Here is a 14,489-nt window from a genome sequence, read left to right as displayed (position 1 = left end):
TGGCTACTGCCGCAGGCGGGTCAGTCATGGGATGGCGTCCGTCCGGGTCGGCGGAGGGTTGCTTTGTTCGGCGAGTATCGCCTCCAGGTCGGCGAGGACGGCAGTGAGTCCGTTGCGGATCCCGGGGTCGTCGTGGTGAGTGACGTCAACTCGCAGGTCCGTGATGGTGGTGTCCAACTGCCACTTGGCGGGGTCACTCCGCTCGACGTCGTCCCTCAGCCGTTGGGCCGCCCCGACATCCCCCTGGAAGAACGCCATGCCCAACAGTGACGCTCGGGCCCAGCCGTCATCGGCCCCCAAATCGAGTCGCCGCCGGCAGGCCTCGGTGGTCACCACGGCCACCGCGGCGGCGCGCTCGAGGTCATCGGGCCCCCGTCGTTGCCGGTAGAGCCGCGGGAGGTTACTGGCCGGGTAGTAGTCGTTGAGGTCTGCGCGCATGCCCCGCTCGTAGGCGTCGATGGACCTATTGAGGTACCTCCGCCGCTCGGCCGCTGTGGTGGCGCTGGCCTGCAACTGCTTGAACCGGCCGCCGAGAAGTCCCCATCGTTCCGACGACTGCCCGTGCTGGGCGATCAGCTGCTGCAGGGCAGAGATCGAACCGATAACGTCGCCTGTGCGCGCGAGCGCCAGCGACCGCTGCTCGAGAACCAGCGAGTGCCGCCGAAGGTCCTCCGGCAGAGCGTCGACGTAGTCGAGAACCGCCTGCCAGCCAACGTGGTCACGCAGCAGACGGATCAGTTGCTGGGCGACCGCTTCACGCACCGCCGGCCGCTGTCCGTAGGTCTTCACAAGCTCGCGGGCGCGCCGTTCGCGGTCACCTACGGGCGCCAGTCCCACCGCACGGACGTCGGCGTCAAAGGCGGACAGTTCCTCGACCAGCGTGCGGAAGGCCGACTGGCGGTCGAGCTGTATTTGGTCGGGGTACCCGGGCACGGCGTCGAAGACCGGGGATCGACCCTGCACCAGGGGGCGGATCTGGCTCTCGAGCGCGGCGCGCGCTCGTGCCGCGGTCCGCTTGGTTACGCGCCCTTCCGGCAGGGGGAAGCGCAGCTGGCGCATCTGCGCCACGTCGAACAGCGGCTTGGCCCACTCGGCCGCCACCAGAACACAACCCGTGGGGCGGGCAGCATGGCGGACACCGAGCTCGTAATACACGTTCGCGTTCGGCAAGGACAGGTCAGCGACGACGAGGTCGGCGATGGCAAGCCGCTGGATCATCTCGCCGATGATCAGCGCGCCGACATCCCGGTCGGCGCGCACGGCGGTGTAGTCGAGGCCCTCGAGCACAGGTTCATAGACCCGTTCCCACAGGGCGTCGAAGTCGACCTCGGCGGGCATTCTCTTTCCAGTGAGGCCGGTTGGCTTCACCGTGAAGGGCATCACCATGAAGGCGATGGGCCTCGTCATCGACGTCTCACCACTAGCCACAACGGATGGCGCGGGCAAAGGACAGGAGGGAGTCGGTCCGCTCAGTCGGACTGTCGACGTAGGACTCGTACACGAGACCTGAGAGGTCGGACGGCAGCTCGAGATCCCCCTTTGTCAGCACCAGTACGCGGTTTCGTCCCAGTTGAGCCCAGAACCACCCGCACTCAAGGCTGACGTTCTGTCGGGCCCGCACTCGGCGCCCGAGCTCGCGCGGCGCGACCGGATGGCCCTCGGGGTCGAGCAGCGCCGACGCCTCGTCGTCAGGCGTGAAGAGGACGACCGCGGCGTCGGCCTGCAGCGCCTCGTCCTCGAACTTCTCCGGCAGGGTCTGTCCAGGACTGAACTGCTCACGCAGAACGATCGGAACCCGGAAGCCCGCGCCCTGCAGGATGTCCGTGATGACCGTTCGGTCGTTGCTGCGTCCGTGCACGAGCATGAGCCGCGGCAGTGAGCGCAGTTCATCGGTAGTGGCGTCGAGGACCTGCTGTGGGGTGCCGGCCAACATGTCCCAGGTGTCGTGCTTCGGTAGGCACGTGACCCGTCGAGCGTCGTCGTCAGTGAACTCGCGCCACAGGCGTAGCGCAGCACCACCGAAGGTGGCGACCGGCATGAGCCGTACCCTCATCATGGCGGCGGCAAGTCCGGCCGGGTAGGCGTGTTCACCGCCGCCCACCACGATGGCGACGTCGGCTTCGCGCGCCATGCGTAGGTGTGCGGGAGCCAGTGACCGCTCGTTCAACGGTCGGTACCTCAGCACGCCGGGGTGCTCATCGGCCTCGTCCTGGAACGGTCGCGGCTGTCCGGGCTTGTCACGGAGGTAGACCCAGACCTGCGCACGCGGTGGGTTGGCCGCGGTCAGGAGTCCCTCCACGACCCACCGGTCCGCCGTTCGTGGACGTGGACTCTCGACGAGGACCTTGTACGGCATGTCAGCCATCGCCCGCCCCAGTCCGCGGCAGCACGCAGCGAACGCCTCGGCATCCGACTCCGCTTCGGCCATGTGCTTCGAACTACCAAACACCGCAATGCGCATTGCCCCACTCCAGCGACCAGGATCGACAGTTGCGCCCGAGTGGTTAACGACTGTCGCATGCCTCCCGACTCGGGCGATTCTCGGCCCGAGGCGTCACCGTGGCGTCACCGCGACCTGGCGACTGCCCCCGGTTTGGTTGCCGGCAGGAGGGGACTTGAGCGGGGACCACCTGGCCCGAGGGTGCGGTGCCGCCTCGCGGGCCACGGAGGGATAACGCGGATCGGCTGATTCGTGCCGCCGAGTCGCGCGGACTACCGGTCCATGGCGCCGACATCGGGGCCTTCGGCCACAGCGTCGCCGGCGGTCACCCCGAGCACCGCGAGGAGGGGCAGGCGGGGGATGAGCACCCGCCGTCCAAGGCGGACAGCCGGCAGCTCGCCGTTCTTAATAGCGCGGGCAACGGTGCGCACGTCGACACCGAAGACCGAGGCGGCCTGGGCGACCGTCACGACGGCGGCCCGGCTGATCCGCAGTTCGTCGAGATCCACGGCAGCTCCTAGATGCGTGCGGCACAGTCGCCGGCACGCGTCGACGATCAGTAGCCGCCGATGGTGGAGGAGCGGACTGCCGAGCTGCCCCAGTCCGGCGGTTGGAGACTCCCTCATCCCGTCGGGGCCTGCGTCTCGGCCCCCGATCATCCTCCAGTGCTCACGAAGGTCCACCGGATAGGACGTCTGGCCGCTCGGCCGTCCGGGTAGTCGAGGACGAGCGCGACCGGCTAATCGCAGGGTTATTGAGGTTTTCTCACCTGGTTCCGCGGTCGAGTGAGGTCAGCACCAATGCGGCGGCGGCAATGGCGCCGATGCGGTGCGGGCTGATGTCCCGTACCGGGTCTGATGGAGGCTCTCAATCCACGTGAGGATGAGAGTCATGGCGGCACCGAGGAAGTACCCCGACGAGCTGCGGGAGCGGGCCACCCGGCTGGCGGTCGACGCCCGGCGGGACCCAGCGACCCGGACCGGGGCGTTGAAGCGGATCGGCGAGCAGTTGGGCATCAACCCCGAGACGCTGCGCAACTGGGTCATCCAGGCCGAGATCGACCAGGGGCACCGGCCGGGCACCACGACCGATGACGCCACCCGGCTGGCCGAGCTCGAACGTGAGGTCCGCGAGCTGCGCCGGGCCAACGCGACCTGAAGAGCGCGTCGGCTTTCTTCGCGGCGGAGCTCGACCGCCCCTCCCGCTGATCGTCGCCTACATCGACCAGTACAGGCTCGAGCACGGGGTCGAGCCGATCTGCCGCGTCCTCACCGAGGCCGGCGCGAAGATCGCCCCGAGCACCTACTACGCCGCCACGTCGCGGCCGCCGTCGGCGCGGTCACAGACGGACGCGGCGACCACCGAGGTCATCGAGCAGGTGCACAGCGACAACTACGGCGTCTACGGGGTGCGCAAGATGCACGCCGAACTGCACCGGCAAGGCCATCAGGTGGCCCGCTGCACCGTCGCCCGGCTGATGCGCCGCAAGGGTCTGCGCGGTATCACGCGGACGAGGGGCCCGCGGACCACGGTGCCCGGCACCGGCCCGGACACCCGCCCGGACCTGGTCGACCGCGCCTTCACCGCGACCGGCCCCGACCAGCTGTGGGTCGCCGACATCACCTACTGCCGGACCTTCTCCGGGTGGGTGTATGCCGCCTTCGTCATCGACGTGTTCTCCCGCCGGGTGGTCGGCTGGCAACTGTCTCGCTCGCTGCGCACCGACCTGGCCCTCGACGCCCTGGAGATGGGCCTCTGGACCCGCCGACGGGCCGGCCGCGACGTCAGCGGTCTGGTCCATCACTCCGACAAGGGATCGCAATACGTCGCCGTGCGCTACACCCAGCGCCTCGCCGAGGCCGGCGCGGTCGCCTCCGTCGGCTCCACCGGCGACAGCTACGACAACGCCCTGGCCGAGGCCTTCAACTCGCTGTTCAAGGCCGAACTGGTCCGCAACCGCGGCCCCTGGAAGGGCATCGACGACCTCCAGATCGCCGTCGCCGAGTACATCGACTGGTTCAACCACCGCCGGCTGCACGGCGAGATCGGCCTGATCCCACCGGCCGAGCACGAAGACGTCTTCTACCGGCACAACCCCGCGGCGACTACCGTCACCGCGTCAGTTCCGAGCCTCCACTGAACCCGGCGCAGGACATGACGGTGACCCGGTCGAGGGCCCGCCAGCGGCCGAGCAGGGCGTGACCGCGTTCGGCGGGTGCGCGTAGCGCGGTGATCAGGGAGTTGTAGCAGCGGTTGTCGGTGTGCAGCGGCCCGTCGGGGTGGTGGCGGACCGGGACGTGCACGCCGACGCCGGCGCCGGTGTAGCCCTTGTCGGCCAGCACCGGCAATCCCCGGGCGGCGCGCGGGTACAGCGCGGGCAGGACGAGCTCGCGGGCCGCGGTGAGGTCATGTGTCGAGCCGGGGCGGACGTCGGAGACCCACAGCGGGAAGCCGCCGGGGTCGCACAGCACCTGCACGCTGCCGCCGAAGGCGTGGTGCTTGCCGGAGTACCACAGGTGATGGCCGCGCTCGGCGCGGGCGGCGACCCGGTCGGTCGGGACGAGTGTGCCGTCCAGGCACAGGAAGGGCAGCTCGCCGCGGCGGGCGTGGTCGAGCACGTCGGCCAGGTCGGGCGCGTGCCCGGCGATCACGTCGAGCGCCTCGTGCAGATACCGGTAGGCGGTGGCGATGCTCAGCCCCGCCTCGCCGGCCAGGGTGCGTACGTCGAGGCGGTGGCGTAGCCAGCGCAGCGCCAGCACGACCTGGGTGTGCACCGTGCCGGCGCGCTGCGCCGGACGCGATCCCGGTCGACGCCGGCGGCGGGCGATCCAGCCGGTCACCGCCTTCAACACCGTCGCGGACACGTCGAGGCTGGCACGATGAGACACAGCGGGCTCCCGGGAAGTGGCGATCGGCCTTTGGCGAGACGATCTTCACCCCGAGAGCCCGCGCCCTGTTCTGCGACCCCGGCCGCGACCAGCGACGACATCAATCAAGCCGTCAAAGCTAGTGAGAAAACCTCGATGAACCTGCAGGGCTTCACGATGAGCACGGACGAAAAGGAGTACCGCCGGGTTGTCCGCCATGAGGCCGGCCATACGCTGGGCTTTCCGCATGAGCACATGCGTCAGGCGCTGGTCGAACGCATCGACAGGCAGAAGGCCTACGAGTACTTCTGGCGGACCCAGGGCTGGTCCAAGGAAATGGTCGATCAGCAGGTGCTCACCCCGCTGGACCCGACCAAGATCATGGGTACCGAGCCCGACCAGGACTCGATCATGTGTTATCGGCTCCCTGGTGAGATCACCAAGGACGGTCAGCCCATTCGCGGTGGTGCCGACATCAACACGATGGACGGCAACGCCGTGGCCATCATCTATCCCAAGGTTCTCCGTGCCGCGGAGGTCGTCCCAACAACGGGCGCTGAGGCGAAGGTGCCCACGCCGCGCATTCCCGTCGTCGTGGACTGGGACCCCAGTGAGGACGTCGTGAGGGTCTCCTGAGGGAGGGGTCGGCACTTTGGCCGGAGGTCGGGTGAGGTGAGCCGCTACATCGACGTCCGGCCGGACGAGGAGGGCATGCCGTCGGAGCTAGCGATCGTCGTGGGCGACGTGGTGCGCTTCGCCGCGACGGGCGGCCACATCCGGTCGGGCACCGCGGTGGAGCTGCTCGGCGTCCTCTCCGAGAGCGTCGTCGGCACCGATGGTTCGGTCCTCACCCCGCTCGGTGCGCCGGGCACGGTCCTCATCCGTGCCCGGTCACCGGGGCTCGCGGTCGTTGACGTCATCTCGGGTGACCCATTTCGGGCACCCGTCACTCGCGGCGTCGTCGTCCGTGTCGAGCCGTGACCTGGGCGCGCCGGTGGCCCGGCGAAGCGTTTGTGGCGGACGTCCGGGCATCCTGTGGTACCACCGGTCCTGCGGATACATCCCACGCCGCGTGTCCTCCCTGACGGCGTCGACGCACCAGGCTTCCGACCTCGGCCTCAGCGCTACGCGAATCACTGTGCATCGAGTAGGCCGCGACGTGGCCGAAGCGCCCGAGTGCGGGGGAGTAGTAGCAACGCGGCCGGAACAAGCCTGCGTCGGGCTGAACCAGAGCGGACGTGGCAGCCTTACGACCTGCGCAAGTAGCACGACCGCGAACGACGGCGGACGGGCCAATCTTGAGGGGGGACAAGCAGCGCATCAACCGGCGGTCGCGGGATACTCCTGGCGACGGGCCATTTTAGTGATGAGGGAGCGGTAGTCGATGACCCCTTCATCGCGGTCACGTTCAGTGATAACGGATCCCGACGAGTCGGCCGAGTGTCCTCGCAGGGTGAACAGCCGGTTTTGACCACCATTTTGACCACCATTTTGACCACCATTGCGCCCGATTCGCCCTCGTCCGCTGCGGTCCATCGTCGTTCCGTATGCCGTTTGACCTGCGCGGACGAACTTAGGCGGACGCGCGCGAACCCGCGGCCGACGGCTGGGGGTTAAGGGGTCGCAGGTTCAAATCCTGTCAGCCCGACAGTGAAACCGCAGGTCAGAGGCGGGTCACCCAACGAGGGTGGCCCGCCTCTCGCGTGAGTACAGCAACGCGTACAGCAACGCGGTCTGCGGGCAGCAGCGGTCACCAGCGGAGCGCCTGGTCGAGCCGGTCGGCTGGGCGACTGCGTTTATCACGGGGGCGAGTCCCGGACTCTGGTCGCCGAGGACGGTCCTGGTGTCCGGTCGGGTCGGTTGTTCGCGTTGCCTTCCTGCTCGGCGTTGAGCGCGTCCCGGAGCCCGCCGCGACTCGTGATGCCGAGCTTGGGGAAGATCCGGTAGAGGTGGGACCCCACTGTGCGGGGGGACATGTACAACCGTTCGCCGATCTCCCTGTTGGATGCCCCACCAGCGGCCAGTTCGGCGATCTCGCGCTCCATGGAGGTCAACTCGGGCTCGGGGTTGCCGTGACGGCGGCTCCTCGTCATGCCGGTGGCCCGCAGCTCCCGTTCGGCCCGAACCGCCCAAGGCTGCGCACCTAGTGCTCCGTCGCAGTGATCGTTGCTGTTTTTGAATGTCGGCGTGACGATGGCTCATGCCCAATCGGGTGCGCACCGTGGAGGTGCCGGAGGCTGATCGCCGGGAGCTGGAGCGGCGGGTGCGGGCCAAGGGCGCGCCGGCGCGGGAGGTCGAACGCGCCCGGATCGTGCTGCTGGCCGCCGAGCGGGTGCCGGGCAAGCAGATCGCCGCGATGGTCGGCTGCGCCGAGCCGACGGTGGTGACGTGGCGGCGCCGCTACGCCGAGCGGGGCCTGGCCGGCCTGGCCGACGAGCCGCGGCCGGGCAAGCCCTCCCCGCTGCCGGAGGCGCTCCGGGACCGGGTGCTGGAGCTGACGCTGACCGAGCCGCCGATCCAGTACGGCGCCACCCACTGGTCCTCGCGGCTGCTGGCCGCGGCGCTGGCCGGCGAGGGCACGCCGATCTCGCACGCCACGGTGGCGAGGATCTGGCACCGCTTCGGCGTGCAGCCCTGGCGGGCGCAGACCTTCAAGTTCTCCACCGACCCTCCGCTGGAGGGCAAGATCCGTGACGTCGTCGGGCTCTACCTGCATCCGCCGGAGCAGGCGGTGGTGCTCTGCGTGGACGAAAAGCCGCAGCTGCAGGCTCTGGAGCGGACCGCGCCGGTGCTGCCGGTTCGGCCCGGGCACCCGGAGGCGGTCAGCTTCGACTACCTCCGGCACGGCACCACCACGCTGTTCGCCGCACTGGAGGTGGCCACCGGGCGGGTCACCGAGGCCTGCACCGACCGGCATCGGCACCAGGAGTTCCTGGCATTTCTCAAGCAGGTCGCCGCCGCCTATTCGCGCCGCGAGTTGCACGTGGTGGTCGACAACTACGCCACCCACAAGCACCCCGCCGTTCGGGCCTGGCTCGCCCGGCACCCGCGGGTGCAGCTGCACTTCACCCCGACCTCGGGCTCCTGGCTGAACCTGGTCGAGGCGTTCTTCTCGATCATCAGCCGGCAGGCCCTGCGCCGCGGCAACTTTCCCACCGTGGCCGACCTCATCGCTGCCATCGAGCGTTTCATCGACGCCTGGAACGACCGCTGCGCACCCTTCACCTGGACCAAGGACCCCGACACGGTCATCGCCAAGGCCACCGACCCGCGCCACCGCAAGACACCAACGACGTCAGTTACGGAGCACTAGGTAGTCGAAGGACTGATATGCGAGGGCGAGGTGCTTCCGCGCCGGCGTCACCTCACGAGTGCGTCGGAGTCGCTCCCCGTACGCAAGTTGTACGCGTGCGTATTCGAAAGGGAACTCCTCGGCGCCGGGCTGCGCCAGCGCCACCTCGAACAGTCCGAAGTCGTCGCCCGCGAGAGCGGCCGCACCGATTGCGGTGAGCGCGAGTCTGGGTGATCCCGCCGTCACGGGTAGCGCGCGCAGCGCGGCGGCGTGCCTGATAGCCGCATCGCGGTGCCCGGTACGGACAGCGGCTTCGACGAGGTCGAAGCCGACGGCAAGCGCGATCGGGTTGTGGAATGGGACACTGCCCGCCGAACAGATCGCCGAGAGCTGGCGGTGAGCCTCGTCGAAGTTCTCCGCGCCGAGCGCCGTCAGCCCGCGCACCCGGCACGCAACTGCTCGACGAGACCGAGTCCCCGGGGCTCGGCCCACCCGGTGAGGTCCCGTGCCGAGGCTCGCGCTTCCTCCCAGCGCCCTCGTGCCGCGTGCAGGAGACCCAAGCCGTAGACGCCCGGCCAGGTGATCAGTGCGTAGCCGTGCTCGTCACCCAGTGCGATGCCGCGGTGGGCCAGCGCCTCCGCCTCGTCCCATCGGCCCCCCTGCAGCGCGTCGTGGCACAGGATCATCAGGGCATTGACCGCGGAGGCGACCGCGCCTCCCTCCAAGCCGTCGTCGACCACCCGTCGAAGGGCGCCGTGGCAACCGGGCAGTCGGTCGATGAAGAAGGCGGCGATGGCGATGCGGATGACCTGGGTGGGACTCCGTTCCTGGTCGATCGTCGCCACCAGGTCGCCCACACGCTTCAGGTCTGTGCTGGTCGCCCGAGCCGGGTCTCCGTGCGTACGACCTGACACCCTCAGGACCAGCGGCATGCGATCACCCAGCTCGGCCATGACCCGGTCGAAGGGCACCCACGGCTCGTCGCGTCCGGTGAAGGAGCACACGAGCTCCAGGCTGTGCAGCGCTTCGACCAACGGCTCGCCGTCATTAAGCGGTGCAGGTCCCACCGTCGGCACCAGGCCCCCGATCGCCCGGACGAGCACCAAGCAGGCGGTGTCGACGTCGCCGTCACCGTTGAGGAGGTGGTACCCGGCGGCGACGGCGGCGGGAAGGGCCGCTCGGCCCTCCGGGTCGGCCTGACGTGCCTGGGCGAGCAGGCGCGGAACGGTTCGGAGTTCCCCGGCTGCATCCGCGCCGAGGAACGCGGCCGCGGCGAGCCGCCGCGCACGGTCCGCTCCTCGAGGGCTGAGGTCGGCGCTGCGCAGCAACATCAGGACGGCGCGGACGGCGTCGCCCTTGTGCAGCGCGAGGTGCCCCGCTTGCTCCAGCAGTGCGGCCGTGTCCTCATCGGGTCCAACGGCCGCTTCTGCGAGATGCCAGGCCCGGCGATCGAGCTGGTCGGTGGTGACGTCGGCCAGAGCCTGGTGAGCCTGTCGCCGCTCCGCTGTCGTGGCCATGCCGACGGCCGCTGCGCCGATGAGCGGGTGCCGCAGGACGACACGCCCCTGTCCCGCAACGGACCGGACGAGGTCGGCATCCTCGGCCGCCGACATCGCCTCGGGCCAGTCCTCACCCATGGCCGCACTGAGCGCTCCAGGGTCTCCGGTGCCCTCGAGAGCGGCGAGGAGGAGCAAGCGCCTCACCGAAGGCGGCAACTGCCCGATGCGTTGCGAGAACAGCTGTTGGAGCCGCCCGCTCAGCGACAGGATCGGTGGCAGCGGCGACAACGCCGTCCGCTGCGCGGACGTCAGGGCAGTGGGCAGCTCCACGAGTGCCAGCGGATTGCCTTGCGCCTCCGACACCAGCCGCCGGCGGACACCCGCGGAGAGGACGGGAAAGCGTTGCCGGACGACGGCGTCGGCACCCCGCTCGTCCAGAGGCTTGAGCACTCGTTCCGGCAGACCGGTGTGGTGCAGCAGCGCCTCCGTTCCTGGACGTGTCGCAGCCAGGAGCCTGATGGATGAGGCGCCGATGCGGCGCGCGACGAACCCGATCACCCGGTCGTCGCCCGGTCGATCCACTGGAGGTCGTCGACGACGAGGAGCAGCGGTCGCCTCTCGGCGACGCTCTCGAGCAGGGCGAGCGTGGCGGTGCACAGGACGAGTGGCTCGACCGAGGGCCCGAGCGAGAGGCCGAGCGCGGTCGAGAGCGCGTCTCGGTGAGCCGTGTCCAGTGAGGCGAAGTGGCTCCGCACCGGGAGCAGGAGCTGGTTGAGCCCGGAGGAGCTGATCTCTCCTTCCCATTGCACTCCCGTGGCCCACAGCACAGCCGTACCGGCCGCTGCGGCGGCGTCACGTGCGTACTCCAGCAACGCGGTCTTGCCGACGCCCGGCTCCCCGATGAGCAGCAGGCCGTGCTGGGGATGACCGGCGGGGCCGGCGAGAGCCGTCAGCTGCCGGAGGTCGTCGTCGCGTCCCAGGAGCGGCTCGGCGCTCGCCGGGGGGTCCTCTGGATCTGGGGCGCGAGGGCTAGAACTCCCGCTGGTCTCGACCACGGCCTCGGACCTCTCGGTTCGCCGGACCGGGACGTGCGTCCCGTGCGAAGTCTGTCTCGCCGAGGGGATCGGCGAAAGCCTCGGATCGACCAGGCGGCTCTCGGGCTTCGACTTACCACTCCGCCGCGGGCGTGGTGTCCAGTCGCTTCAAGCGAACGTCGTATGGCCCATGCTGTCGGCGGAGCGAGCGGCCACAGTGAGGGACGTCTCGACCATGCACGGCTCGCCGACAGGCGATTGCTGCCGGGCACCTGCGGTTGACACCGAGAGGGGACCGCGATGCCGACGTACCGGATGCTCTACGGCGAGGACGACGAGGTCCTCGAGATGCTTTACGACGACGTGACCGTCGAACGGGAAGACGGCTGGACCGTGCTCTTCCGCGGTGACCAGGCCATTCTCCGTGTCCAGGACGAACACGTCCGCTCACTCGTCCGGATCGACCCGTCGGGTGACGCGGAGGACCGTCAGCCCGGGTCGTAGCCGGCCGGGGCCGCGGCGCCGGCACCGTCGCGCCGGGCGACGCCCCGATCGGCCGGGGCACGCCGGTGGGGTCACCTCACCCACGCAGGACGAGTGCGATGGCGTAGATGAACATGCTTCCCGCAACGGTGAGCAGCAGCGTCACCCGGGACGGGTGGTTGGCGTGCGCCTCGGGCAGGATGTCGGACGCACCGACGTAGAGCAGGAAGCCGGCGAAGAAGCCGAGGTAGAGCAGCAGGGTCCGGTCGCCGACCTGGAAGAACAGGGTGGACGCGGCGCCGAGGACGGGTGTGGTCGCGTCAAGGGCGAGCAGCCCCAGGCTGCGGGCGGACGTGTTGCCGTTGAGGAGCATCAGGGCCACGGTGTTCAGCCCGTCGGAGAAGTCGTGGGCGATCACGGCGAGGGCGACACCGAGGCCGACCGACGGCGACAGCTGGAAGGCCAGCCCGATGCCGACGCCGTCGAAGAACGAGTGGGCCGACAGGGCCAGGGCCGACACCACCCCGACCTCCGGGTGGTCGTGGCGGTGGCCCGGGGCGTACTCGCCCTCGTGCGCCGAGTGGACGACCGTCAGCTTCTCGGCCACGTGGAAGGCGAGGAACCCGACCACCAGTGCCTCCATCGGCACGGTGAAGGCGGTGCCCGTGGCACGGGCCAGCTCGTCGATCTCGGGCAGGAGGTCGAATGCCACCACGCCGAGCAGGACGCCGGCTGTGAACCCCAGGATCCGGTGGAGCCGGTCGCGGTTGCGCAGCGCGAACAGCCCGCCGAGGACGGTCGAGGCGAACGTCGCCAGCGCGAGGACGAGAGGGACCATCAGGGTCGCCGGGAGCAGCGATCGACCGCCTCGCCGGCCCCTGTTCCGACGACGGCCGGCGGCAGCGGGACGACCGGCCCGTGTCCGGGAGCGGCGCTGCGGGCGGCGGCGACCGCGTCAGACCTGGAGCTCGCCACCGTCGACCAGGAGCTCGCTGCCGGTCATGAAGCTGCTCTGGTCCCCGGCCAGGAACAGCGCCGCGTTCGCGATCTCCTCGGGGTTCCCGAGCCGCCGCAGCGGCAGCCCGGCCGCCATCCCCTCCAGCATCTCCGCGGCCTCCGCGGCGCCCGGAGCCAACCCGGCCAGCCCGGGCGTCTCGGTCGGCCCGGGGATCAGCGTGTTCACCCGGATCCCGCGGCCTGCCAGCTCTACTGCCCAGGTGCGCCCGAACGAGCGGATGGCCGCCTTGGAGGCGGCATACACACTGAAGGACGGCGTCCCGTGCAGGGTCGACGTGGACCCGGCGAGCACGACCGACGCGTGGTCGTTCAGCAGGGGCAGCACCTTCTGCACGGTGAACAGCGTCCCGAAGACGTTGCCGTTGAACGTCTCGGCGTAGTGCTCCGGCGTGATCTGCCCGAGAGCGGCGAACTCGCCCCCTCCGGCGTTGGTGAACACGACGTCCAGGCCGGTGCCGAGATCGGAGATCACCTCGACGAGCTTGTCGAGGTCGCCGAGATCGCTCACGTCACCCCGGACACCGATCGCCGGATCACCGATGACCGCGAGCGCCTTGTCCAGGACGTCCTGCCGACGACCGGTGATGACGACCTGGGCCCCCTCCGCGGAGAAGCGACGAGCGGTCGCCAGGCCGATACCGCTGGTGGCGCCGGTGATGAGTGCCGTTCTTCCGTCGAGCTGTCCCATGAGGGTCTCTCCTCGATGTGGGCGGGTGGTCGTGGGGCACGTCCCCGGAACTGCCGGCTCGACCTTCGCGCCCCCGGCTCGACCTTCGCGCCCCCAGTGCGTCGTGAGCATCAGTCGATCGTCGGGAACCCCGTCCGGCCCTGGGTCCGGGTCGGGGCCGCGAGCGGCACGGACGCCCGGTGCCGGTCACGTCGCCTGCGTGACCAGGCGGGCGGCCGACGTCGACTACGACGACATCTGCCCGGTTCAGTCAGCCGACCGATGCTCCGCAAGGACCCTCCCGAGCAGCGTTCGCCTCACACACCACCGACTCACACGAGCTGTCGTGACGGACACCGGGAGACCCGATGGGCACCTACACCACCAAGGACGGCGTCGACATCTTCTTCAAGGACTGGGGGAGCGGGCAGCCGGTCGTGTTCAGCCACGGCTGGCCGCTGACCTCGGACGCCTGGGACCCGCAGTTGCAACTGGTGGCCGATGCCGGCTATCGGGCCATCGCCCACGACCGCCGCGGAGGCGGGCGCTCCTCCCAGCCGTGGGAGGGCAATGACCTCACCACCTACGCCGATGACCTGGCCGGCCTCATCGAGCACCTCGACCTGCGCGACGCCGTCCTGGTCGGGCACTCCACCGGCGGTGGCGAGGTGACCCGGTACATCGGCCGGCACGGCACCTCCCGGGTAGCCAAGGTCGTGCTGCTGTCGGCCATCCCCCCGCTGATGCTCAAGACGGACGCGAACCCCGAGGGGCTGCCGGTGTCGGTGTTCGACGAGCTCCGGGCTGGGGTGGCCGGCGACCGGTCGCAGTTCTACGAGGACCTGTCCGCGCCCTTCTACGGCGCGAACCGCGAGGGTTCCCACGTCTCCCGGGGCAAGCGGGACGAGTTCTGGCTGCAGTCGATGACCGTGGGCATCAAGGGCGCCTACGACTGCATCAAGGCGTTCTCCGAGACCGACACGACCGAGGACCTCAGAGCCATCGACGTCCCCACGTTGATCCTGCACGGGGACGACGACCAGATCGTGCCCATCGTGTCGGCTGGCGAGAAGTCCAGCAAGATCGTGAAGAACGCGACCTACAAGGTCTACCCGGGTGCCCCGCACGGGCTGACCGGTGCGCACGAGCAGGAGTTCAACGCCGACCTGCTCGCCTTCCTGGCCAGCTGA

16 protein-coding genes, 1 pseudogene and 1 other annotated feature are annotated in these 14,489 nt (G+C 69.8%); of the genes and pseudogenes, 6 read left to right on the top strand and 11 right to left on the bottom strand.

The features are described 5' to 3' along the window. Positions 1-24 precede the first annotated feature (24 nt). The 3 genes from ACWIZO_RS21780 to ACWIZO_RS21770 all read right to left on the bottom strand — a co-directional run bounded on the left by ACWIZO_RS21780 (position 25) and on the right by ACWIZO_RS21770 (position 2,949). On the bottom strand, positions 25-1,407 hold the full coding sequence (locus ACWIZO_RS21780) for a tetratricopeptide repeat-containing protein (protein WP_448639709.1): 1,383 nt from the start codon (positions 1,405-1,407) through the stop codon (positions 25-27). A gap of 13 nt (positions 1,408-1,420) precedes the next feature. Continuing rightward, entirely contained in the window at positions 1,421-2,461 is a 1,041-nt protein-coding gene (locus ACWIZO_RS21775) for a TIR domain-containing protein (protein WP_448639708.1), read from the bottom strand. A 251-nt stretch (positions 2,462-2,712) separates the two neighbouring features. Next, positions 2,713-2,949, bottom strand: coding sequence for a helix-turn-helix domain-containing protein (locus ACWIZO_RS21770; RefSeq protein ID WP_448639707.1), 237 nt, complete (start codon positions 2,947-2,949; stop codon positions 2,713-2,715). Positions 2,950-3,331: 382 nt separating this feature from the next. Here ACWIZO_RS21770 and ACWIZO_RS21765 point away from each other — a divergent pair. Further along, positions 3,332-4,580 (top strand): annotated as a pseudogene (locus tag ACWIZO_RS21765) (IS3 family transposase). Further along, positions 3,609-3,737, top strand: a sequence feature (AL1L pseudoknot). (Overlaps the previous pseudogene by 129 nt.) Here ACWIZO_RS21765 and ACWIZO_RS21760 read toward each other — a convergent pair. Then, on the bottom strand, positions 4,552-5,304 hold the full coding sequence (locus ACWIZO_RS21760; protein WP_448639706.1) for a transposase family protein: 753 nt from the start codon (positions 5,302-5,304) through the stop codon (positions 4,552-4,554). The pseudogene ACWIZO_RS21765 and the gene ACWIZO_RS21760 sit on opposite strands and share 29 nt — an antisense overlap. A 159-nt stretch (positions 5,305-5,463) precedes the next feature. Between ACWIZO_RS21760 and ACWIZO_RS21755 the strand changes: the two genes are divergently transcribed. Continuing rightward, on the top strand, positions 5,464-5,943 hold the full coding sequence (locus tag ACWIZO_RS21755; RefSeq protein WP_448639705.1) for a hypothetical protein: 480 nt from the start codon (positions 5,464-5,466) through the stop codon (positions 5,941-5,943). A 36-nt stretch (positions 5,944-5,979) separates the two neighbouring features. Further along, positions 5,980-6,288: a hypothetical protein gene (locus ACWIZO_RS21750; RefSeq protein WP_448639704.1), complete on the top strand. Its 309-nt coding sequence runs from the start codon at positions 5,980-5,982 to the stop codon at positions 6,286-6,288. Between the two features lie 339 nt (positions 6,289-6,627). Here the strand turns inward: ACWIZO_RS21750 and ACWIZO_RS21745 are convergent, their stop codons facing one another. Together ACWIZO_RS21745 and ACWIZO_RS21740 are read right to left on the bottom strand one after the other, a co-directional pair. Beyond that, the gene (locus ACWIZO_RS21745) at positions 6,628-6,843 is read right to left on the bottom strand and encodes a hypothetical protein (protein ID WP_448639703.1); all 216 of its coding nucleotides are present in this window, start codon (positions 6,841-6,843) and stop codon (positions 6,628-6,630) included. A gap of 263 nt (positions 6,844-7,106) precedes the next feature. After that, positions 7,107-7,352, bottom strand: a complete 246-nt coding sequence (locus tag ACWIZO_RS21740; RefSeq protein ID WP_448639702.1) for a response regulator transcription factor — start codon at positions 7,350-7,352, stop codon at positions 7,107-7,109. A gap of 155 nt (positions 7,353-7,507) precedes the next feature. Here ACWIZO_RS21740 and ACWIZO_RS21735 point away from each other — a divergent pair, with 155 nt between their 5' ends. Further along, on the top strand, positions 7,508-8,620 hold the full coding sequence (locus ACWIZO_RS21735) for an IS630 family transposase (protein WP_448639701.1): 1,113 nt from the start codon (positions 7,508-7,510) through the stop codon (positions 8,618-8,620). Here the strand turns inward: ACWIZO_RS21735 and ACWIZO_RS21730 are convergent. Genes ACWIZO_RS21730 through ACWIZO_RS21720 form a run of 3 tightly spaced genes read right to left on the bottom strand, consistent with a single transcriptional unit; the run spans position 8,603 to position 11,153 of the window. Further along, entirely contained in the window at positions 8,603-9,043 is a 441-nt protein-coding gene (locus ACWIZO_RS21730; protein WP_448639700.1) for a hypothetical protein, read from the bottom strand. The genes ACWIZO_RS21735 and ACWIZO_RS21730 overlap by 18 nt on opposite strands. Next, entirely contained in the window at positions 9,031-10,656 is a 1,626-nt protein-coding gene (locus ACWIZO_RS21725; RefSeq protein WP_448639699.1) for a hypothetical protein, read from the bottom strand. Before ACWIZO_RS21725 ends, ACWIZO_RS21730 begins: the two co-directional genes overlap by 13 nt. Then, entirely contained in the window at positions 10,653-11,153 is a 501-nt protein-coding gene (locus ACWIZO_RS21720) for an ATP-binding protein (RefSeq protein ID WP_448639698.1), read from the bottom strand. The genes ACWIZO_RS21725 and ACWIZO_RS21720 overlap by 4 nt, the downstream gene beginning before the upstream one ends. A gap of 279 nt (positions 11,154-11,432) precedes the next feature. On the opposite strand from ACWIZO_RS21720, the gene ACWIZO_RS21715 reads away from it, so the two are divergent. Continuing rightward, a complete protein-coding gene (locus ACWIZO_RS21715) occupies positions 11,433-11,636 on the top strand; it encodes a hypothetical protein (RefSeq protein ID WP_448639697.1) in 204 nt (67 codons plus the stop codon). Between the two features lie 76 nt (positions 11,637-11,712). Here the strand turns inward: ACWIZO_RS21715 and ACWIZO_RS21710 are convergent, their stop codons facing one another. Next, on the bottom strand, positions 11,713-12,453 hold the full coding sequence (locus ACWIZO_RS21710; protein ID WP_448639696.1) for a ZIP family metal transporter: 741 nt from the start codon (positions 12,451-12,453) through the stop codon (positions 11,713-11,715). 117 nt (positions 12,454-12,570) lie between these two features. Beyond that, positions 12,571-13,320 (bottom strand): SDR family oxidoreductase, encoded by a 750-nt coding sequence (locus tag ACWIZO_RS21705; RefSeq protein ID WP_448639695.1) that lies wholly within the window; start codon positions 13,318-13,320, stop codon positions 12,571-12,573. A 347-nt stretch (positions 13,321-13,667) separates the two neighbouring features. On the opposite strand from ACWIZO_RS21705, the gene ACWIZO_RS21700 reads away from it, so the two are divergent. Next, positions 13,668-14,489 carry an alpha/beta fold hydrolase gene (locus ACWIZO_RS21700; RefSeq protein ID WP_448639694.1) on the top strand — a complete coding sequence of 274 codons (822 nt, stop codon included), beginning with the start codon at positions 13,668-13,670 and terminating at the stop codon, positions 14,487-14,489.

The sequence above is a fragment of the Geodermatophilus sp. URMC 63 genome, assembly GCF_053502565.1.
Note: the sequence above shows the minus strand (reverse complement) of the source record. Positions and strands in the feature narration are given on the sequence as shown.